This window comes from Acinetobacter sp. BWR-L5 (genome assembly GCF_039655985.1).
In the GTDB taxonomy this organism is placed as follows: domain Bacteria; phylum Pseudomonadota; class Gammaproteobacteria; order Pseudomonadales; family Moraxellaceae; genus Acinetobacter; species Acinetobacter johnsonii.
In genome coordinates this window covers 160,332-178,620 of the sequence record NZ_JAGFEV010000006.1, presented here as the reverse complement: position 1 = coordinate 178,620, position 18,289 = coordinate 160,332, and the positions used below count along the sequence as shown (strand labels likewise).

The following is an 18,289-nucleotide window of genomic DNA, read 5'->3' as shown; positions in this document are numbered from 1 at the left end:
GCCAATTTTTACCCACACAAAGCAAAAATAGGGTCAAATCGCTTAGGACAGCATCGGACAATACAGCCAATAAAAAAGCCCTTAAACATTGAGTTTAAAGGCTTTTTTATATTCCGATGGACTACTTCGGAAAGAATTTTGGTGGAGGTGGCGGGAGGAAAACGTAGATTATAAATACATGTAATTTAACAATATAAATATAATTAAAAGTGTTATGTGTAACATCTGTGTCACCCTAAAAATATTTTCAGTTCAATTCCCTGTTTCTCTCCATAACTCAGTCCCATAAATATTAAGCAAAGTTGCATCAAGAGAATGTGTATAACACTCAGAATCTGGGAGAAAACTTTCTTCTTATAAAAGCTTGGCTCAAAAATTTAGGTCATAAAAAAATGAGGTTACAAAAGTTACAGATTTCAAGAATAGGTATTAACTATATGTTTTTAATAATTAAATCTTCATTTTATAAAGGTAACATTTAGGTTACTTTTAAGTTACATGTAACCATTTAAAAAAGTTACAAATGTAACCTCATATCTATTTGTTTTTAATGTATTTATTAGATTTAACCCAATTCCTGTAACCTCATGTAACCCCATAAAGGTTACAACTTTTTCTTTTATTATTCATGCGCTTATATATTATTTTTTAGGGACGTAACTTTTGTAACCCCATTTTTACTTCGACTTTTAAAATAGAAAAAGATTTAAATAAAGTAATACGCATCTATACGCATCAAATTGCGTCACTGGATAGGCATAGGATCGCGTCTAAGCCCTTTAAATCATAGGGTCTAGGGTTTCTATGTGTTGCATCAAAAACGCGATATTTAGGAACCGCGCAGGCGGGAGAGGAGATTGCGTTTGGTCATGAGGCAAAGGTGAAATTATTGCCTGCTGTATTTTGAGAATTGGATATTTAATAAATCTAAGAAGATGTCCATTGCCCACCATCGCAGTTGATCATAGTCTTCCAATACAGCAGGGATATACCATCCAAATTTCAGGCATAAAAAAAAGCCGACCAATAATAGCCAGCTTAGATATAAATAATTGAATTAAAACATTATTACCACATTATTTTCGTTCATTATTTAGTAAAATATGGGTGACTATTCACGTCACGTTTGTAGATAAAAGCTCGTACTGTTTGAACTTAATCACTTCATAGCCCAGTCTTTCATTGATCTGTTTCAATAGGTTTTGATAGTAAATAATCTCATTGTAGTAAAAGACTTTTGCGGCCTTTTCAACATCACCAAAGCCACCAGCATTTTGTGGTACCACGCCAATCAATTGAGGTGGGATACGATGCCCTGCTAATTGGTCATCTCGACTGGCAATTTTAATATTATAAAACTCATCTTTAGCCGCGACCTCGGCCAGTGGAATGACATTCACTCCTTTTTCTTTTCCCCCTGGTGTATAGAGCAATAGGTTTTTAAAGTTCCCCGCTCCTTTTGAATTCTCTAGCGCATCCTCAAGCTCAGTGACATCTGCCTGAGTATGCATAGCATCTGTGATATGAAGAATGAATCCTGCATGTGCACCATTTCTATAATAACGTCGACGGAACAACGTCGCGGATTCATTGAGAAGAATCGCATTAATGCTACTCAGATAATTCGGGATGCCATATATCTCCTGCCCAATGTCTGATTCAAATAAGTGAATCATGTCTTGTGGCTGAAATACATGATTGTGGGTTTGATCATAATTCAATTGGTAATAACTGGATAAGTCCAAACCTCTCCGCATATTTAAGGCTGGACGAGATCCTAGACCAATAATCCCACCAAAGCGATTTCTTTTGATGTTCGCATAGCAATTTGCAAAGGTTAAAAGGTTCAGTGCCAAAGCATTAAAGTCATGTCGACTTAACAATTGGTGAGGAATGAAATCACTGGTTAGGATGTTACGTTTCACAATCAAGGCACTGGTGTGATGACTGGTGGCTCTGAACAGTTTTGCAGTAGCCAGCATGTCATAAGGCAATTCATACCAGTCCTGCCATTTCGGGCAATAGCCATACTCAAACAAGGTATGGCCATCAAGAACTGGTTCAGGCTGGCCAAAGTTGCTACAGACGATAGATTTTTTACTTGGGGCTTCAATTAGAGCAGCTGCAGGTGAGCTGAACCGTTGTAAAGCTTTAGGGACTAAACTTTTTAAGTTCATGATTTGAATACTCGAATTCGGCTACGTTGTACGCCTTGTTGTGATGGATCAATAGTGTCGACAATTGGAGCATTCTCTAATCCATTCATGATTGCCCAAGCCATATCACCATGACCGTTTTCTGCTGACCGGGTCGTGATCAATGTTTTGTTACCACCACCGCTTGTTAATGCTTTTTTGACTGAAAGGAATGCTTTGGCCACCGTGGTGAGACCAGCATCAAAATGCAAACGTCTTTTTTGAAACAACTCTTTCGCCCGAAGTCCCATGCGGATTTTGAGTTCGGGGTTATAGTTCAGGCGGGTTAGTGCAGGGAAAAACTTAGCCACGTGCTCGGCCACGGCAATACCATTACCTGTGTTATCAATACCGATAAACGTGACGTTATAGCGCCCACAAACTTTTTTGATATACAGCGCTTGTTCTTGAGCACTTAGACCTTTGAACTGTTTCACCTCTAAGATTCGATAGGGTTCAAGCGGAGTTCGTGGTGGAGCAATAACGGCTAGCGCAGCATTGTCCCCTGTAAAAGATGGGTCATAGCCTAACCAAACCTCTCCTTGATAATGCGGAGTCTCATTCGGCTTAAAGTCCTTCCAAACCTGCCATGAATCCACCATATTTGGCGTGATGATTTTGAGAGGGAAATAAGAACCCGAATCATCGATAAACTCGCAGTCATATAGATTTAAAAACTCATCATCGCCATATTGATTAAGTAGCTTTTGGCGATCAAACAGATCACAGCCTTTGTCTTCCGCATCCGATAACGTCACAATTTGGCGGGTCTTTCCGTCCGCACATTTCACTGGCATTTTGAGTGCAGCTTTACTGACATCAATTTCAATAGGCAGCTTTCTACCGCTATCCGTACCTGTCCAGAATTTATAGGCTTCATGCAAAATACTGGATGGCGTGGACATATAAATTTCTTTATACATTTTCTGCGATGCCATCGCGCTGGCCACTTTCTTGAACTGTAAAAATTTACGAATCCAAAAAAACTCATCCATGATTACATCACCATGACGGCCTTGTGCAGTCAGTGCATTGGTTCCCAAATAGTAAACCGTCGCTTGCTTAACTGGACCATTAATCACAATTGGATCACCAGTCAATTCAATCCCGCAAACCTCAAGTACAAAGGCTTTGATGTATTCAATGAACTGGTAGGCCTGCGCCTTAGATGCCGACATGAAAATTTTATTCTTGCCTGTCTTGAGCAAGTCAATCAATGCCCATAGGGCAATGATATGGGTCGCACCAATCTGACGTGATTTAAGCAAAATGAAGATGTCGCTTTCCTCAATCGCCTGCATCCACTCTTGTTGGTAAAGAAATAAGAAATCTTCAAAGGCTTGCTCGAGCAGCTTGAGATCATCTTCGGTGAGCTGATTTTTAAGTTTTCGTTTTTTGGGTTTATCGTTACGGTTTTCTAGTTTTGGATTGAGATCGGCTTGAGTCCCACCTTGTCGATATCTTTCGATTCGTGCCCAACGTTCGTATTCGCGCCCAATAAATTCCAGTTCCTTATAATTCGCATTGCTCTTGCCATCCATGAAAGTCAAAGTCATATAGCGGACTTTCATAGCTAAAGTCACATCATCAAATAAGTCCGCCTTTTCCCAACCGTCGCGCTGTTTCCAGCTTTCAACGGTAGAGCGATTCTCATCAAGGTGCTTTGAAATTTCAGATACAGACATCCCCATAGCAAACAGGATTCGTCCATGTTGCCGAGGATTTAATTGATCAAAAGTAATGGGTGAGGTCGTATTCATGTGCCTAATGTAGCCGTTTGACCACAAAAGCTATGAATCAAAAAATCCTGATTAAGGCTTATTCAGGATTGGACTAATTGCGAGCAAGTTTATTAGTCAGCAGACTGCATCTATCAGAAACATAGATGGAAATTTATATGGGACTTGCAGGTGAAGGACGTGTAGAAAAACGCTTTCGTGTCGCTCGTGAAGGTCAAACAGTCGACGGACGAGAACTCACTGGACAAGAAATTCAGCAAATGGGTGAAAGCTACAGTCTGGAAAAATATGGTGCACGAATCAACCTTGAGCATTATTCAGGATGGTCACCCGAACCACCCTTTAATGCCTATGGCGACGTCATCAAAGTTGAAGCCGTACTAGAGAATGGCAAATGGTGTCTCTATAACACGATTTCAGCCCTGCCGAGTTTTGTGGCCATGAATAAAAAAGGTCAGAAAATTTATCCATCGATTGAGTTCTATCGCAACTTTGCGGGGACTGGCAAGGCCTATCAATCTGGTCTTGGTTTAACAGATACCCCTGCTTCGCTTGGTACTGAACCCATTAAATTTTCAGCTAATCAATTTGCCTTATGCACTCAACCCAACGCGGAGATTTTTATGTCCCTGACAGCTTCAACTGATCAAGACAATTCAGTTCCAAATGATCCGAAAGGCCTAATCGAAAATATCAAAAGTTTACTTTCAATGGGTCAAACGAAACCCTCAACTCAGCCTGATGAATTTCAAGCGGTAATGACTCAAGGTGTAGTGGCTGCTTTAAACGGTATTAAAGAGCTGAATGAAAAATTCAGCAAATTATCGGCTCCACCTGCTGCACCCATTCAACAATCCACTACGCCAGCTGCTCCAGTTGAACAACCTGTGCCTGGTGCAAATACCGTACAAGACCAACTCAGCCAAGCATTAGGACCGATTCTTCAGTCGCTTCAAGGTATGCAAACGCAGATTAATCAGCTTTCAACTACTGCTGTGAACCTGCCTCCCGCTGCAAGCGGTGGTGATACCGACCAAGTTGCATACTAATTCAATCATTTAGGAAATAATCAATTATGGCAGTCGTTCTCAGTCCAGTTGCACGGACAAAACTTTCCTCTTATATCGCAGACATTGCACGTGCCAATAATGTTGAAGATGCACGTCATACCTTTGCGGTTCAGCCCGTTCCTGAACAAAAAATTATTGCTGCTTATCAAGAGTCGGCAGACTTTTTAAAAATGATCAACGTATTCCCTGTTGATAATGCCAAAGGGGAAAAAATCGGTTTACAAGTAGGTACAACCGTCGCAGGTACCACGGACACTCGTGTCAAAGCGCGTACTCCTGTTCCAGTTGGAAATCTAGATTTACTGGATGAGTATGACTGTACCCAAACCAACTATGACGTGGCTTATTACTGGTCATTGTTAAATGCGTGGAAGCATCATCCTGACTTTAAATCAAAGCTGCAGGCAATGGTGATTAAAGCGATTGCATTGGACAAACTATGTATTGGTTTTAATGGTTTGTTTCGTGCTCCAACATCTGACCGCGTGGCCAATCCAATGTTGCAAGACGTGAAAAAAGGTTGGTTACAAAAAATTCGTGACCTTGCCCCTGAGCAACATTATGAAGGTAAGGACGATGGTACGGGCAAATTGGTCACTGCGATCGGTGCAACCCATGAGTTCAAAACCGTCGATGGCTTAGTGGAATTTGCCGTTGAAGAATATATTGCCGAACAGCACCGTGAAAGTGGTCTGATTGCCATTTGTGGCCGTGGCATTTTGAGTGACAAATACTTGCCTCTGTTAAATACCATTCAAGATCCAACCGAGCAGCTGGCTGCACGAACCATTTATGCTAACAAGCAACTCGGCACCTTGCCTGCTATGCACGTTCCGAAATTCCCTGCAAAAACGATTTTGATTACTACGCCTGATAACCTTTCGATCTACCTGCAGTCAGGCACCTTGAATCGTTCTATCGTCGAGCAACCTGAATGGGATCGCGCGGTTGACTTCCAATCTGTGAATGAAGACTTTGTGGTCGAAGACTACAGCAAATGCGTCCTCATCGAAAACATTGAGGTAACAGCATAATGTCAAACTCAATGCGTCAAGATCGTGAAAAAAAATTAGCTGAAAAGCGTTTAAAAATGGCGCTCAGTGCTGATCCTCGTTTGTTAAAAAAACGAATGATCATGGGCTATGATCCTCGTTCACCTGAAGGCGATCAATCAGTAAATGTAACGTTACCTGAATCACCTACTGCAAATATTGAGCTTCGATTATTCAATCATTTGAATCAGTTGAAAGACAATAAATCGGTGCAGGATAAAATTGAGCTGAAAAAGCAATGGTTACCTGAATATTACGGCTATATCGACGGCTGCCTCGCTATTTCACCTTCGGCTCAAAACACCTCACTGGTGACCTTAATGATTTGGGCAGTCGACGCGGGTCAATATGAATTAGCCGTTCGTATTGCTGAGTATGCTTTGTTAAATGACATGGTGATGCCTGAAGGTCATAGTCGTGGAATTGCGGAGTTTGTTACTGAGCAATGTGCTAGTGATTTTAATGACGATGTTGACCTCGCCATTGAAAATGCGGAAGTGATTCAGCGAATCATTGATCTTGGCGTTGGAGAACAGATGGTCGATCAAGTTCGCGCCAAAATTTTCCGTTCATTAGGTGATGCTCTTAACGAAGCTCAACCAGTAGAAGCCCTCAATGCTTATAAAAATGCGTTGCGACTCAACAGTAAAGTCGGCTGTAAAAAAGAAGTTACAGCACTGGAAAAACTGTTGAACAAGCAATCAACCGAGTCGTCTCCCGACGCCACTGTCGGCTCGCAGGCAGATTCAACGACTGTTTCGGCAGCTGCTGAGTCTGATCCTGCGTCCACCGACTCTAAGCCTACGGAGTAAGGATCATGTTGCTAAATGAATCCGTTTCTGAACAGGTGGTGCAAAACCCTGAAGCTGACCGTCCAAACGTCAGTATCACAGACTTGCTCGGAACGGTTCGTTTAGACAAGTCCAAAGGTCAGGATCTGCTTGCTGAAAAAATCACACTGGCAATGGACATGATCAATGATCAAGTCCTGTTGCTAAAAATTGAGACTGAAGCGCAGATCCGCAAATACAAACGTGCTGTTTGCTATGAAGCAGCAGCACTGATTTGTGAAGACAATTTGGATTTTGATACCACCACGACAGGTCAATCGCGCGGTGAAAACCAACAAGTAAAAACGCAGTCATTACGTCGAGTGGTCAACCACACGATCGCAGACTTAACCAATCAAAAACGCAATCGGATCAAACTGGTATGAATACGGTTTATGCCATCCAAGGGGACACGCTTGATTCGATTGCTACCCGTTATTTTCCGAATAACCCGATTCAGGTTTTAGCAGACTTGATTGAATTAAATCCTGCACTTGAAAGCGTCATTTTGATTGAGCACCAAGCTGTGGTTTTACCTGAAGCGATAACAACATCTACCACCCAAACACTTAAATTATGGGATTAAGTTATGTTAGAGCGCATAACAGCCCCGAAGGGGAAATCAATGAATGATCCGATTTCAATTAAAGGATTACCGTGGTTATTAAAAATTGCTGCAGCCATTTTAGGTGCAATTTTGGCACTGATTTTAAGTGGGGACATCGATACAGAAGGTCGAATTAAAATCACCGTAGGCGTGATTTTAAAATTCACTATCAGTGTGGCCATTAGCTTGTACGGTGGCTCAGCGTTTATTGAATATTACCAACTCACCGCTTACTCGCTGATGTCGCAAGGCTTTGTCATGCTGATTTTTGCGGTATTTGGCATGTTGATGATCGGCATTTGGTATCAATCTTTACAGTTGTGGAAAGGCAAAACAGTCAGTGAAATTATCGCTGAAGTGAAAGCAGCCTTTTCAGCACTATTCAAATAAGGATCTCAGAATATGAGTCTTACTTTTGATACAGCATTCGATCGCTTGATTGGCCATGAAGGTAAATTTACAGACGATTCAAAAGATCGCGGCAACTGGACAACGGGTGTGATTGGTAAAGGCCAATGTAAAGGGACTAAGTACGGCATTTCAGCCATGACTTATCCTGATTTAGACATCCGAAACTTAACCCTAGATCAAGCCAAAGCCATTTATAAGCGTGATTGGTGGGATCGGATTAATGCCGATGACCTTCATCCAGCAATTGTGTTTCAGGTTTGGGATTTTGCCGTCAATGCAGGCATGGGAACGGCTAAACGTAAACTGCAAAAAGCCGTCAATGTGGCCGAAGATGGGGTCATTGGTCCAATGACCATTAAAGCCATCAAAAAAGCAGATCTCAATGATGTTTTGTTGAAATTCAATGCTTCAAAACTCAAGCACTACACCAGTTTAAGCACTTGGCAACGCTATGGCAAAGGCTGGACAAACCGCACCGCTGATCAGCTTCTTTATGCGGCATTGGACAATTAAAGTATGAAAGCTTTAATTCCCTTGAAATCATTTCTTGCAGAAAAATTGCCTGAAATGAGCCAAGACAAATGCCATTTACTCATCGTAAATGGCAACCAAGCTCATGGCTATATGGAATATACAGTACGGATTTTATTGCTGGATTATCGCGGTGATCCAGTTCAAGTCTTAATGTTAGTGCGTAATTGGCTGCAGTCTAAAAATCTTCATTTGGATGCGGCAAAAAAGGACATTCAAATTTCGTTTAGCAGCGAAATTATTGATACCAATACCTTTGACCTTGAAATTGACTTCCCACAACGAGACAAAATTGTTTCGGGTGAAAATGGGTACCATGTTTGCCCCGAAATGGTCTGGAGTGATGACCAGGATAAATTTGTCCCAGTAGGAACTGAATAAGTGGATGCGATCTTTGGCTTAAACCATTGGCTTGACCAAATTGCCCTTCGTTTAGAACCAGGACAACGACGAGAGTTAATGCGTAGACTGGCTCAAGGTTTAAGAGTTCGGCATCGTGATCGAATCAAGCAGCAGCGTGATCCTGATGGCTATCGATTTATTCCACGCAAGCGCAATCAGATCGGTCGGATTAAGCGTCAAGGCGCGTTGTTTCAAAACATTGGAAAGCAACTTAAAACGGAATATTCATCCGACCATGCTGCTGTTGGTTTTGGTGGACGTACAGCATTTGTGGCCAAAGTTCACCAAGAGGGGGAAAATATTAAGCCGAATAAATTTGCCAAGGCTACACAATACCCGATTCGAAAATTGGTCGGTTTAAGCAAAGACGATCAAGAATTGATTAAGCAAATTGTTTTAAAATATCTAACTCAAAAATAAATCTACTCATCTTTATTTTTGAACTTAGTAAAGTTAATTGAAGGCAAAATAATTGGTTCAAATCCAGCATTTAACAAAAATGTAGAAATAAATGCCCTAAAATAAGGAAATGCTATCGCAGGAGCATTAATTTTAGGGAAATTAGAATTCTGAAATTCATCATTTAAAGCCACATTTGCTGTAAAAGTAGAAGTATATGTTAATTTTAAAACAAATCCCTCCTTTAGCTTTAACTCAGATATAAAGGATATTAAAAAATGATTCAACTCTTGATCTATAGGGAACCTTGTCTCTACACCTAAAGAGAAGTCCATTGTCTCTTCTGAGTCTGGAATTTGATCATCCAATCTTTCTAAATGCAAACTTTCAACTTGTGAATCATGCAATTGAATACTTAAGTTATCCATTTTAAATCCTATTAAGCAGCAAGAGCATACTTTTCATCATTTTTGTCATCATACTTTTGAGGATATGCATTATGGACATCTGTATGCACGATACTTATTGATACACCATACTCTTCAGTTTTAGATGAAATAGGAGGGATCAAAGAAATAGTACGTAATTCAGCTGATGATTTTTTTGCTGATGCAGTATGCTTTAACTCTTTAATAAATGTGGTTTTGCTGACTTTAGTCACATAATGACTAAGATTTAATTCTAAATCTTTATTTTGGTTTAAGAATTCACCAATAGTAGTGCCACAGTAATTATTACCAAGACTGTTAAAATCTTCTAAAAATTCTTCTTTACTGACAGCATCAAACCATTCAGCCATTAACTTTAAAGATAGATCTTCTGGGGATAATTTTTGTAAGTCTTTCATAACTCATTCGTCCTATTTCTCAAGTTGGCCAACCTTTCAGCTGATGAAACTTGAATATGCCACTCGGAAACTACAATACAATCTCTATGATTACTAAATAAACAAAGTTGTTGCCTTGTTGGCAATATAACAACTTCACCATATCCATCATTAACAAATAAGAAATTCAAACTATCTCTAGGTTTATCAGCAGCTTTAATAGCAACATAGGGAAAAATGTTAAAATTTCCAGTTTTCTCTACTACCAATTTCAAATGTTCAATAACTTTAGAAATTGGGGTATTTAAAGCTGTACTTCTATCCAACCCTTTGTTTTCTGAGCTTCTTAAATATTGTTCAACTTGCTTATAAAAATAAACTTGCTGATGAACATTACCTACCAAATCTAATAGCTGAGTTACAGGAATACATATGTCAAATTTCGTAATGATATAACCATTAGGATATTTAAACTTTTTGCTTCCTTTACCATCATCTATTTTTAAACAGCCCCATTGATGAGCATAATGATTTGAATCAGTCCAAAAATAGTAACCCTGCCCTAACCATTGTTCTTTACTTACATCTGAATGGTAAGGAACTTCAGAGAGAATCTGTGTTTGACTCTTTCCACTCGCTAAATGACAAGTATGAAATCCCGAAATCGTTATACTCATCAAAAATAAGCCCTTACTTCCTGTCCCAGATAAATAAAGCTAAAGCATGTACAATGCAGTCTCTAGACTGCATTGTACATGGTAAAAAAATAAACATCTACCATTTTAACGACTTAACAAATTCATTGACATGAATTAGACAACATTGCTACATTGATAAGACCACCCACATGGTGGTCGAGATTGGCGTCTCGTTTGAATTTAGAGCAGACAAACCACTGCTTAAGTGGTATTTTTTTGTCTGAAGGTTTGATATGCCTTTTTATGGTAGATCGGACGATGGGACCTCGTGTCCACCGTCTTTGCTTTAAGTTCAGCGGTACGCCAACTTCGTTCGGTCTGCCACCTATTGGCGTGGGTTGGCAGAATTACCAGTTGAACTTAAAGGTAAAATGCTATGAATAACCATGTTCAGGTACAATCTCACCTTGATAAAATTTGTTATCAACGCATCCTATCAGCGGATTTCGCTCACCCTTCTATAAAAATAAAACTTATTGCCCTTCTTAAAAATATCGGAGGTGCAAAATGAATTCTTTAGACCTCAATACCGCAGTATTCATTCAAGATCAACAGATCAAAACCGATAGCCTGAAAGTTGCTGACGCATTTGGTAAACGTCATAAAGATGTATTAAAAAGGCTTGAAAGCTTAGATTGCCCGCCAGAATTCACTGAGCGCAATTTTGCGCCCAGTGAATATAAAGACGTGACTGGTCGAACATTACCAATGTATGAAATGACTAAAGACGGTTGGATGTTTTTAGTCATGGGCTTTACTGGAGAAAAGGCAGCTCAAATTAAAGTTTCGTTTATTGAAGCTTTCAACCAAATGGCAGATCTACTGCAAAAGCAGTTATTACAAATCCCACAACTGACAGCGGGTTCACTGGTACAACTCAAATCAGGCAGTCAGCAACTAACTGTCAGCCAAATAGAAAACGACATCGCTCAAGTCCATTGGTTTAAAAATGGCAAACTTTACGAACATTCATTCTCTGTTCATTGTCTTGTCCTAGACCGTGCCTTACCTCAAATAGAACAAGCTCAACAGCGCCTAAATGAATTTTGGAACGCCTTATTTGAAGCAGATATTCAAAAGTTTAATCATTCAAGCCAGTCCAATATTTTGGCGCTGAACCTGACTCAAATTTATAACACCATTCCAAACCTACCATTACGACAAAACATGCTGACTGATTTAGCCAGTAGCAATGCTCCATTTCCTCAGTATCTAAATCGAAATTTGCCTTATCGAAGTGCTATAGACCACCAAGTGTATAAATGCTGGATTTTTAAAAATCCGAAAACGGCTGTAGCAAATACTGACCTAGAGGCTGAATCATGAGAAATATCATTTATCAGCTTACAGAAGAAAACTATCAGGTGATCAATGAGGTTCGAGCGACTCTAAACATGATGGCAAGTATGGGATTATCAGATTCAAACGACAGTTGTAATGACCTATCAAAAGAAGATTTAATCTGCGTGCTCTCACAGGCTGAATGTAGACTCAAACAAGTCCTACAAAATACAACGTACAAATAAAAAATCCTGAATAAACGTTAAACAGGATACAGCTTCTCGCACTTTAAAACTAAATTGCCCATGATTTCGGTCATGGGCAATTTACGTTTATATGAGCATGAATAATCAACTTTTACGCCAGTTTCAGAATCTCGCTTGCATCGGTACAGTCATTGCCGTCGATGCATCTGCATGGAAAATGCGCCTAAAAATTGATGAAAATGAAACGGATTGGATTCCCATTCCAACGATGGCTGCAGGCATCGTCAAAATTTGGCGATGCCCATCGTTAGGAGAGCAATTTTCCGTATCAGCACAAGGCGGTGAGCTCACCAGTGCGGTACCACAAATCAGCCTTTTCTCTGAAACATTCCCACCTCCGAGTACAGATCCCAATGAAGTATTTGTACAAATCGGTGAGTATTTTTTTAAGGTCAATATCACTTCAGGCGAAGCTGTTTTCAAACTGAGTAAATGCATTTTTGATGTGCCTGAAACAGTCTTTACTGGAACTGTTCATGCTGAAAAAACTATTTCGTCAGATGTCGATGTCAAAGCTAAAACTATTAGTTTAGTTGGACATAAACATCTCAAAGTACAAAGCGGAAATAGCGTATCGGGAGAGCCTCAACCATGAAAGGTATGTCGCGTCATACAGGCAGGGCTATTTCAGATGATGGCCAGCTTCCTGCTCATTTACAGCAATCTTTGCATGATCTTTTAACGACTTTGATTGGTACACGTTTATGCCGTCGCCACTATGGCTCACTGGTACCTGATCTGATTGACCAACCCTGCAATGACTTTACCAAACTTAAAATAATGAATGCTTCGGCGACAGCAGTCATCCGTTTTGAACCACGTATCAAAATCAAGCAAGTTCAGGTTTCAAGCACAGACCAAGCCAGTGCTTGGGATATTACCATCATTGGAAATTACATCAGCCAATACCGCGTACTAGCATTTTCTCAGGCCTTTACTATTGGAGCTGCTGCATGAGTTCTCTCAATCGCGTCGATCTTTCGTCACTCCCCTTTCCAAATGTCCTCGAGCAGCTCGATTTTGAGGACGAACTACAGCAGTGTAAAAATGATATTTTGGCGCGTGATCCTGAGCTTGCTGAGGCACTTAATTTTGAAAGTGAACCGATTGTTAAAGTGCTCGAAACATTCGCCTATCGTCTTTTGCTTAAAACTGGCCAAATCAATGCTAAATCCAAAGCACTTATGTTGGCCTACGCAACAGGATCGGATTTAGACCATTTAGCTGCCAATCGTGGTGTATATCGACTGACGATTCATCCTGCACAGCCCAATGCAAATCCGCCTATTGAAGCAGTGATGGAGTCAGATGAATCTTTACGTCGTCGAACACATTTACAGCCTGAAAGCATGTCTGCTGGCTCAGTGGGTGCATATCAGTTTTGGGGACTGAGTGCGCATGGTCATGTCAAAGATATCTCCGTCGAAACGCCACAAGAAGGTCATGTCAATATTTGGGTTCAAAGCCATATTGATGAGGTTGCAGCCCAAACCTTACTGGATGCGGTAGACCAATCGCTTGATCCTGATACGCGTCGTCCTTTTACGGATGAAGTCGATATCAAAGCAGCCACACCACATGAATGGCAATTGAACGCGACCTTGGTGCTTTTCCCTGGTCCTGATTCTGCCGTGGTTAAAGCAGCTGCTGAAGCGGATGCTCAAGCGTATATTGAAACAATTTCTTCACTTGGTTATGACGTTGCTCGCAGCGGACTGTTTCATGCATTGCATCAAGGTGGTGTTCAAAATGTCCTTCTGAATAGTCCAGCTGCAGACATTATTTTGCCGAAGAATAAATATTCAAAATGCACAGAGGTCACAATCAATATTGTGGAGTTCCGCGATGTCTAAATTATTGCCTCCCAATGCAACCAAACTTGAAAAAAACATAGAGCAGCTTGGTGAAAAGATTTCCAACCTTCCAGTACCTTTTGTCGATTTACATCGTATTGATCGTTGTCCTGTTGCTCATTTACCGTGGCTTGCATGGCAACACCGCGTCGAATATTGGTTACCTGAATGGAGTGAGCAAGAAAAGCGAAATGCGATCCAACAAAGCCAATCCTTTAATGCGCAGCGCGGAACACGATCGTCCATTAAAAGCCTACTCAGTACCGTTGTCACGTTTTTCCAAATCAAAGCATGGTACGAATTTACCCCCAAGCACCAACCTTTTTCATTCGTGGTGATTATTGATCCACTCCACCTACTCAGTATTGATCAACTGTTACAAGTACAAACCGCAATTGAGGCAACCAAATCTGCGCGGGATAACTATTCCATTTCTGCCCATGTTCAATCCGAAGGCTATTTATGGTTGGGTGGTGCATGCGTCACGGGTGAAACGGTTTATATGGAAGCAATTTAGGAAAACATATGCCCTCTAAATATTATTTGACCTTGACCAATTATGGCTCGGATCTCATTGCCCAAGCACATGAGTCTACCCCACTCAATTTAAAAAACTTAGTGATTGGCGATGCCAATGGCATCCCCTATGACCCATTGACTGCAATTGACCGTACGCATTTGGTCAATCAAAAAGCCAGCGTCCTTATTCAAAATATAGATAAAGTTGAAAATGTTGTTCGTGTCACCGCCACTGTTGGGGCGAACATTGGGGGCTTTAATATCCATGAAATTGGACTGACAGATGAAACTGGCCAGTTGGTGTACATTGGCAATTACCATGGTGGCTATAAGTCTCTTTTTGAAGATGGTGCAGGTGGTGAACTTTCATTTTCAATCGACATCAAAGGCGAAGCTGCCAACAAGATTAATTTGACTATCGATCCCAATATTATTACTGCAACTCAAGCATGGGTAGCACGTAACTATGTCAAAGTCATAGATGTAATCGACAATTTAACGAGTGAAGATGCTGATAAACCCGTCTCTGCCAAGCAGGCTAAACATCTACAAGACCACAAGTTAGATAAAGATGAAAATGCTGTCAGTGCATCCAAATTAGAAACAGCCCGCATGATCAATGGCATTGAATTTGATGGAACACAAGACATTAACTTGCCCACATTAGGAACAAGGTCACCCGTTGATGTCACCGCTCTTCGTGCTTTAAATACGGTATATACCAACACTGATCCTACACCAAGATTTGTCTTCATCTTTGGTGGCCGCTCCAACAGTGCTCGTAACGAGATCATTGTAGATGGCGTCATCGTATCTGAAATCCAAGCAGCAAATAATTACTACGACTCTTCCACTATGGTTGGCGTCGTGAACCCGGGTAAAGAATATGAAGTTACAGGATCAGACATTTCGAGATGGGTGGAGCAATGAGAAATTTTTTTAAAAAAGATGGACGAATATATGAATTTGAGCCTGATGGTTCTCAAGATCATTTAATCACAGATGGGATGATTAGATTAACTGAAGATGAGGTTTTCCTGCATTTGAATCCTGTGCTTACGCAAGCTGAAAAAAGATTACAAATGCCGTTTCTCAAGCCCGCTGACTTTGAAATTAAACTGTATCAGGCGGGCAAGTATGAATTAGTTAAGGACTACATCGATACTCATGCCAGTCTACCCGTTCAAATTGCGTATAACAGAGCCACTTATTACAACCGAACCGACCCTTTTATCTTGGTGATTATGAATGATTTAAACATTACAGATGATGAAATGGACGCAATATGGGAGTCAGAATTAAAATTCTAAAATCCTGATTAAAGCTTATTCAGGATTGCCTTCATAGCAAAAGATAGCCCTTCAATTCATGATGATTTCAAAAGTAATTCAACTTTTATGGAGTCATCATGACAGAGTTTCACCACGGTATTACAGCGCGAGAATCCGCTGCTGGAAAAATTCCAATTCGCAATTCTGATACCAATATTATGGCGATGGTTGCCTATGCGGATGATGCAGATGAAGACGCATTTCCGCTGAATACCCCCGTACTGGTTACCTCGGTCAACCGTGTTTTACCCAAAGCCGGTGCAATGGGAAATTTACGAAAAAACCTAGAAATCATTAGCGCAATAACCTCTCCAACCTTGGTCGTGATTCGTATTGCTGATCCATATGCAGAGGGTGAATTTGATCAATCAGTCGTGATTGGTACTACCGCAGACAATGGCCAACGTACTGGCTTACAAGCCTTGCTCACCGTCAAATCACAATTAGGCATCACACCGAAGATTATTTGTGTTTCTGATACTGAAACCATCGATGTTGCAAACGCCTTAGGTGCAATCTGTAAAAAATTACGCGCTTATTCTTATATCACTCCGCGTGATGCTGATGGCGTGGTTTTTGAAGATCCTGAAGATGTGGTGAATTTCCGAAATATGTTGGCATTTCGAGAAATTGAATTGATCTGGCCTGAATGGACCAGTGGCAATGTACTGCTTGGGGAGGATACAAATACGGTCTTAAGTCCGACAAAGATTTATATTCAGCAAACGGATATTGATGGCGGAAATTTAACCTACGACCTCTATATTCAAGGCAATAAAATCGAGAGTAACGAATTCGTCAACACAATGGGGCAAGCTGACTCCCGTGCCGTCTTTTTTGATCTCGTTAAAAAAATTGTAGCCAATTACATACCGCCTATTCGTGTTGTTGATGCTGGCGGTGGTATCGGGCACTTTCAAGCTGTAGCTAACTACGTGACTGGTGGAAACGGTTTATCAGCACATGGCCTCATTCGAATTGTCTTAAAACGTAACTCCCAACAAGAACAAGACATATTCCCTCTGTTTATTGACCAAGACACAGGCCTTCCACTCGCTAGTCCTGTGGAACTTGTTTCACTTGGCGAGTCTATGTTCCCAGGATTTTAATTATGGCTCTTAAATACGGACCAGGCATTTTAACCGCTGCCGTTGTTGCTGCAGCGCTACGTGCAGAAACTGACAAAAAAGTCGGTTGGCATAAATCGCTTTCAAATATTCCAGTCGTCGGTCCGACTGGCATTAGTCAGCCGATTACATGGGATCTTGAAGATCCCGATACCGATGCGGGCTATCTCAACAGTAAAGATATCACCACCATGATTTTGCATGATGGTGCTCGTTTTTGGGGTAACCGCAATTGCTCAGACGATCCACGCTTTGCTTTTGAAGTGGCGACCCGAACTGCACAGTTCTTGTTAGACACCATCATTAATGGCTGTTTTCCATTTGTCGACCAACCGCTTACGCCTTTCTTGGCCAAAGACATTATTGATTCGATCAATGCCAAATTGACCGAGCATGTCAATGCCAAGCGCCTGCTTGGGGCTTCTGTTTGGTATGACCCTGCTGAAAATACTATTGAAAACTTATCGCAAGGTTTGATGTGGATTGACTACGACTACACCCCCGTTCCAACACTAGAAAACTTAGGTCTCAATCAACGCATTACCGACCGTTATTTGGTCAACTTTGATCAACTCATCAATAACGCGGCATAACGTATAGGAGCTGGATGCAATGCTTCCACGTACTTTGAAAAATTTTAATGTGTTCGTAGATACACATTCATGGGCAGGTGTCGCAGAAAGCGTCACCATTCCCAAAATCACCAAGAAAACCGAGGACTTTCGTGGCGCAGGCATGATTGGTGATGTGGCACTGTCAATGGGCTATGAAAAACTTGAAGGTGAAGTGGTTTATGCAGGCTTTGATGTCAAACAGTACCGCCAGTTAGGTGTCTGTGGCACATCGGATCTGCCTGTCCGTTTTGTTGGAATGTATGAACGTCAGGACAATTGCACAAAGCAAATTGTAGAAATTTATACCCGTGGCCAAGCGATTGAACTTGATCCTGGTGATTCCAAAAATGGCGAAAAGACAGAAATCAAAATGTCTTACAACTATACCTATTACCGCATGGAAGTGGATGGTGTAGTCGAAGTCGAACTGGATTTCATTAATGGTACTGAACGTTTCGGTGAAACGGATGTAGCCAAAAGCATCAAAGAATTGCTTGGTCTATAAGATCAGGCATTCCCTCTCCCTAATATTTCTAAT

At 40.9% G+C, this 18,289-nt stretch carries 24 protein-coding genes; 19 read left to right on the top strand and 5 right to left on the bottom strand.

Annotated features, from left to right (window positions below; all coding sequences use genetic code 11):
* Nucleotides 1-1,115: 1,115 nt before the first annotated feature.
* Together JZ787_RS12535 and JZ787_RS12530 are read right to left on the bottom strand one after the other, a co-directional pair.
* Nucleotides 1,116-2,177 (bottom strand): phage portal protein, encoded by a 1,062-nt coding sequence (locus JZ787_RS12535; RefSeq protein ID WP_346312473.1) that lies wholly within the window; start codon nt 2,175-2,177, stop codon nt 1,116-1,118.
* Nucleotides 2,174-3,955: a terminase family protein gene (locus JZ787_RS12530; protein ID WP_346312472.1), complete on the bottom strand. Its 1,782-nt coding sequence runs from the start codon at nt 3,953-3,955 to the stop codon at nt 2,174-2,176. Before JZ787_RS12530 ends, JZ787_RS12535 begins: the two co-directional genes overlap by 4 nt.
* 125 nt (nt 3,956-4,080) lie before the next feature.
* On the opposite strand from JZ787_RS12530, the gene JZ787_RS12525 reads away from it, so the two are divergent.
* The 9 genes from JZ787_RS12525 to JZ787_RS12485 are packed head-to-tail and all read left to right on the top strand — an operon-like array spanning nt 4,081 to nt 9,257.
* Nucleotides 4,081-4,983 (top strand): GPO family capsid scaffolding protein, encoded by a 903-nt coding sequence (locus JZ787_RS12525; protein ID WP_346312471.1) that lies wholly within the window; start codon nt 4,081-4,083, stop codon nt 4,981-4,983.
* 26 nt (nt 4,984-5,009) lie between these two features.
* A complete protein-coding gene (locus JZ787_RS12520) occupies nt 5,010-6,038 on the top strand; it encodes a phage major capsid protein, P2 family (RefSeq protein WP_346312470.1) in 1,029 nt (342 codons plus the stop codon).
* On the top strand, nt 6,038-6,868 hold the full coding sequence (gene gpM, locus JZ787_RS12515; protein ID WP_346312469.1) for a phage terminase small subunit: 831 nt from the start codon (nt 6,038-6,040) through the stop codon (nt 6,866-6,868). Before JZ787_RS12520 ends, gpM begins: the two co-directional genes overlap by 1 nt.
* Nucleotides 6,869-6,873: 5 nt before the next feature.
* Nucleotides 6,874-7,272, top strand: coding sequence for a head completion/stabilization protein (locus JZ787_RS12510; protein ID WP_346312468.1), 399 nt, complete (start codon nt 6,874-6,876; stop codon nt 7,270-7,272).
* Entirely contained in the window at nt 7,269-7,472 is a 204-nt protein-coding gene (locus JZ787_RS12505) for a tail protein X (RefSeq protein ID WP_346312467.1), read from the top strand. Before JZ787_RS12510 ends, JZ787_RS12505 begins: the two co-directional genes overlap by 4 nt.
* Nucleotides 7,473-7,511: 39 nt before the next feature.
* On the top strand, nt 7,512-7,883 hold the full coding sequence (locus JZ787_RS12500; RefSeq protein ID WP_346312466.1) for a hypothetical protein: 372 nt from the start codon (nt 7,512-7,514) through the stop codon (nt 7,881-7,883).
* Nucleotides 7,884-7,895: 12 nt separating this feature from the next.
* A complete protein-coding gene (locus JZ787_RS12495) occupies nt 7,896-8,417 on the top strand; it encodes a glycosyl hydrolase 108 family protein (RefSeq protein WP_346312465.1) in 522 nt (173 codons plus the stop codon).
* A 3-nt stretch (nt 8,418-8,420) separates the two neighbouring features.
* The gene (locus JZ787_RS12490; protein ID WP_346312464.1) at nt 8,421-8,816 is read left to right on the top strand and encodes a phage tail protein; all 396 of its coding nucleotides are present in this window, start codon (nt 8,421-8,423) and stop codon (nt 8,814-8,816) included.
* Complete coding sequence (locus JZ787_RS12485) at nt 8,817-9,257, top strand: phage virion morphogenesis protein (RefSeq protein ID WP_346312463.1); 441 nt, start codon at nt 8,817-8,819, stop codon at nt 9,255-9,257.
* Between the two features lie 2 nt (nt 9,258-9,259).
* Here the strand turns inward: JZ787_RS12485 and JZ787_RS12480 are convergent, their stop codons facing one another.
* Genes JZ787_RS12480 through JZ787_RS12470 form a run of 3 tightly spaced genes read right to left on the bottom strand, consistent with a single transcriptional unit; the run spans nt 9,260 to nt 10,739 of the window.
* A complete protein-coding gene (locus tag JZ787_RS12480; protein ID WP_346312462.1) occupies nt 9,260-9,664 on the bottom strand; it encodes a protein-export chaperone SecB in 405 nt (134 codons plus the stop codon).
* 11 nt (nt 9,665-9,675) lie between these two features.
* Nucleotides 9,676-10,083 (bottom strand): hypothetical protein, encoded by a 408-nt coding sequence (locus tag JZ787_RS12475; protein ID WP_346312461.1) that lies wholly within the window; start codon nt 10,081-10,083, stop codon nt 9,676-9,678.
* Nucleotides 10,080-10,739, bottom strand: a complete 660-nt coding sequence (locus JZ787_RS12470; protein ID WP_346312460.1) for a hypothetical protein — start codon at nt 10,737-10,739, stop codon at nt 10,080-10,082. The genes JZ787_RS12475 and JZ787_RS12470 overlap by 4 nt, the downstream gene beginning before the upstream one ends.
* A gap of 528 nt (nt 10,740-11,267) precedes the next feature.
* On the opposite strand from JZ787_RS12470, the gene JZ787_RS12465 reads away from it, so the two are divergent.
* The 10 genes from JZ787_RS12465 to JZ787_RS12420 all read left to right on the top strand — a co-directional run bounded on the left by JZ787_RS12465 (nt 11,268) and on the right by JZ787_RS12420 (nt 18,256).
* Nucleotides 11,268-12,086, top strand: coding sequence for a Rha family transcriptional regulator (locus JZ787_RS12465; RefSeq protein ID WP_346312459.1), 819 nt, complete (start codon nt 11,268-11,270; stop codon nt 12,084-12,086).
* A 297-nt stretch (nt 12,087-12,383) separates the two neighbouring features.
* Complete coding sequence (locus tag JZ787_RS12460) at nt 12,384-12,902, top strand: phage baseplate assembly protein V (RefSeq protein ID WP_346312458.1); 519 nt, start codon at nt 12,384-12,386, stop codon at nt 12,900-12,902.
* Complete coding sequence (locus JZ787_RS12455; RefSeq protein WP_346312457.1) at nt 12,899-13,264, top strand: GPW/gp25 family protein; 366 nt, start codon at nt 12,899-12,901, stop codon at nt 13,262-13,264. Before JZ787_RS12460 ends, JZ787_RS12455 begins: the two co-directional genes overlap by 4 nt.
* Complete coding sequence (locus tag JZ787_RS12450; protein WP_346312456.1) at nt 13,261-14,160, top strand: baseplate J/gp47 family protein; 900 nt, start codon at nt 13,261-13,263, stop codon at nt 14,158-14,160. Before JZ787_RS12455 ends, JZ787_RS12450 begins: the two co-directional genes overlap by 4 nt.
* Nucleotides 14,153-14,677: a phage tail protein I gene (locus JZ787_RS12445; RefSeq protein WP_346312455.1), complete on the top strand. Its 525-nt coding sequence runs from the start codon at nt 14,153-14,155 to the stop codon at nt 14,675-14,677. The genes JZ787_RS12450 and JZ787_RS12445 overlap by 8 nt, the downstream gene beginning before the upstream one ends.
* Nucleotides 14,678-14,685: 8 nt before the next feature.
* Nucleotides 14,686-15,609: a phage tail protein gene (locus JZ787_RS12440; protein WP_346312454.1), complete on the top strand. Its 924-nt coding sequence runs from the start codon at nt 14,686-14,688 to the stop codon at nt 15,607-15,609.
* Nucleotides 15,594-15,989, top strand: coding sequence for a hypothetical protein (locus JZ787_RS12435; protein ID WP_346312453.1), 396 nt, complete (start codon nt 15,594-15,596; stop codon nt 15,987-15,989). Before JZ787_RS12440 ends, JZ787_RS12435 begins: the two co-directional genes overlap by 16 nt.
* A 98-nt stretch (nt 15,990-16,087) precedes the next feature.
* Nucleotides 16,088-17,119: a hypothetical protein gene (locus tag JZ787_RS12430; protein ID WP_346312452.1), complete on the top strand. Its 1,032-nt coding sequence runs from the start codon at nt 16,088-16,090 to the stop codon at nt 17,117-17,119.
* A gap of 2 nt (nt 17,120-17,121) precedes the next feature.
* Nucleotides 17,122-17,730 (top strand): phage tail sheath subtilisin-like domain-containing protein, encoded by a 609-nt coding sequence (locus JZ787_RS12425; RefSeq protein WP_346312451.1) that lies wholly within the window; start codon nt 17,122-17,124, stop codon nt 17,728-17,730.
* Between the two features lie 19 nt (nt 17,731-17,749).
* Nucleotides 17,750-18,256 carry a phage major tail tube protein gene (locus tag JZ787_RS12420; RefSeq protein ID WP_346312450.1) on the top strand — a complete coding sequence of 169 codons (507 nt, stop codon included), beginning with the start codon at nt 17,750-17,752 and terminating at the stop codon, nt 18,254-18,256.
* Nucleotides 18,257-18,289: the final 33 nt, after the last annotated feature.

Coding starts and splice junctions, on each gene's coding strand:
- JZ787_RS12535 (WP_346312473.1), bottom strand. CDS start 2,177: ATGAACTTAAAAAGTTTAGTCCCTAAAGCTTTACAACGGTTCAGCTCA.
- JZ787_RS12530 (WP_346312472.1), bottom strand. CDS start 3,955: ATGAATACGACCTCACCCATTACTTTTGATCAATTAAATCCTCGGCAA.
- JZ787_RS12525 (WP_346312471.1), top strand. CDS start 4,081: ATGGAAATTTATATGGGACTTGCAGGTGAAGGACGTGTAGAAAAACGC.
- JZ787_RS12520 (WP_346312470.1), top strand. CDS start 5,010: ATGGCAGTCGTTCTCAGTCCAGTTGCACGGACAAAACTTTCCTCTTAT.
- gpM (WP_346312469.1), top strand. CDS start 6,038: ATGTCAAACTCAATGCGTCAAGATCGTGAAAAAAAATTAGCTGAAAAG.
- JZ787_RS12510 (WP_346312468.1), top strand. CDS start 6,874: ATGTTGCTAAATGAATCCGTTTCTGAACAGGTGGTGCAAAACCCTGAA.
- JZ787_RS12505 (WP_346312467.1), top strand. CDS start 7,269: ATGAATACGGTTTATGCCATCCAAGGGGACACGCTTGATTCGATTGCT.
- JZ787_RS12500 (WP_346312466.1), top strand. CDS start 7,512: ATGAATGATCCGATTTCAATTAAAGGATTACCGTGGTTATTAAAAATT.
- JZ787_RS12495 (WP_346312465.1), top strand. CDS start 7,896: ATGAGTCTTACTTTTGATACAGCATTCGATCGCTTGATTGGCCATGAA.
- JZ787_RS12490 (WP_346312464.1), top strand. CDS start 8,421: ATGAAAGCTTTAATTCCCTTGAAATCATTTCTTGCAGAAAAATTGCCT.
- JZ787_RS12480 (WP_346312462.1), bottom strand. CDS start 9,664: ATGGATAACTTAAGTATTCAATTGCATGATTCACAAGTTGAAAGTTTG.
- JZ787_RS12475 (WP_346312461.1), bottom strand. CDS start 10,083: ATGAAAGACTTACAAAAATTATCCCCAGAAGATCTATCTTTAAAGTTA.
- JZ787_RS12470 (WP_346312460.1), bottom strand. CDS start 10,739: ATGAGTATAACGATTTCGGGATTTCATACTTGTCATTTAGCGAGTGGA.
- JZ787_RS12465 (WP_346312459.1), top strand. CDS start 11,268: ATGAATTCTTTAGACCTCAATACCGCAGTATTCATTCAAGATCAACAG.
- JZ787_RS12460 (WP_346312458.1), top strand. CDS start 12,384: ATGAATAATCAACTTTTACGCCAGTTTCAGAATCTCGCTTGCATCGGT.
- JZ787_RS12455 (WP_346312457.1), top strand. CDS start 12,899: ATGAAAGGTATGTCGCGTCATACAGGCAGGGCTATTTCAGATGATGGC.
- JZ787_RS12450 (WP_346312456.1), top strand. CDS start 13,261: ATGAGTTCTCTCAATCGCGTCGATCTTTCGTCACTCCCCTTTCCAAAT.
- JZ787_RS12445 (WP_346312455.1), top strand. CDS start 14,153: ATGTCTAAATTATTGCCTCCCAATGCAACCAAACTTGAAAAAAACATA.
- JZ787_RS12440 (WP_346312454.1), top strand. CDS start 14,686: ATGCCCTCTAAATATTATTTGACCTTGACCAATTATGGCTCGGATCTC.
- JZ787_RS12435 (WP_346312453.1), top strand. CDS start 15,594: ATGGGTGGAGCAATGAGAAATTTTTTTAAAAAAGATGGACGAATATAT.
- JZ787_RS12430 (WP_346312452.1), top strand. CDS start 16,088: ATGACAGAGTTTCACCACGGTATTACAGCGCGAGAATCCGCTGCTGGA.
- JZ787_RS12425 (WP_346312451.1), top strand. CDS start 17,122: ATGGCTCTTAAATACGGACCAGGCATTTTAACCGCTGCCGTTGTTGCT.
- JZ787_RS12420 (WP_346312450.1), top strand. CDS start 17,750: ATGCTTCCACGTACTTTGAAAAATTTTAATGTGTTCGTAGATACACAT.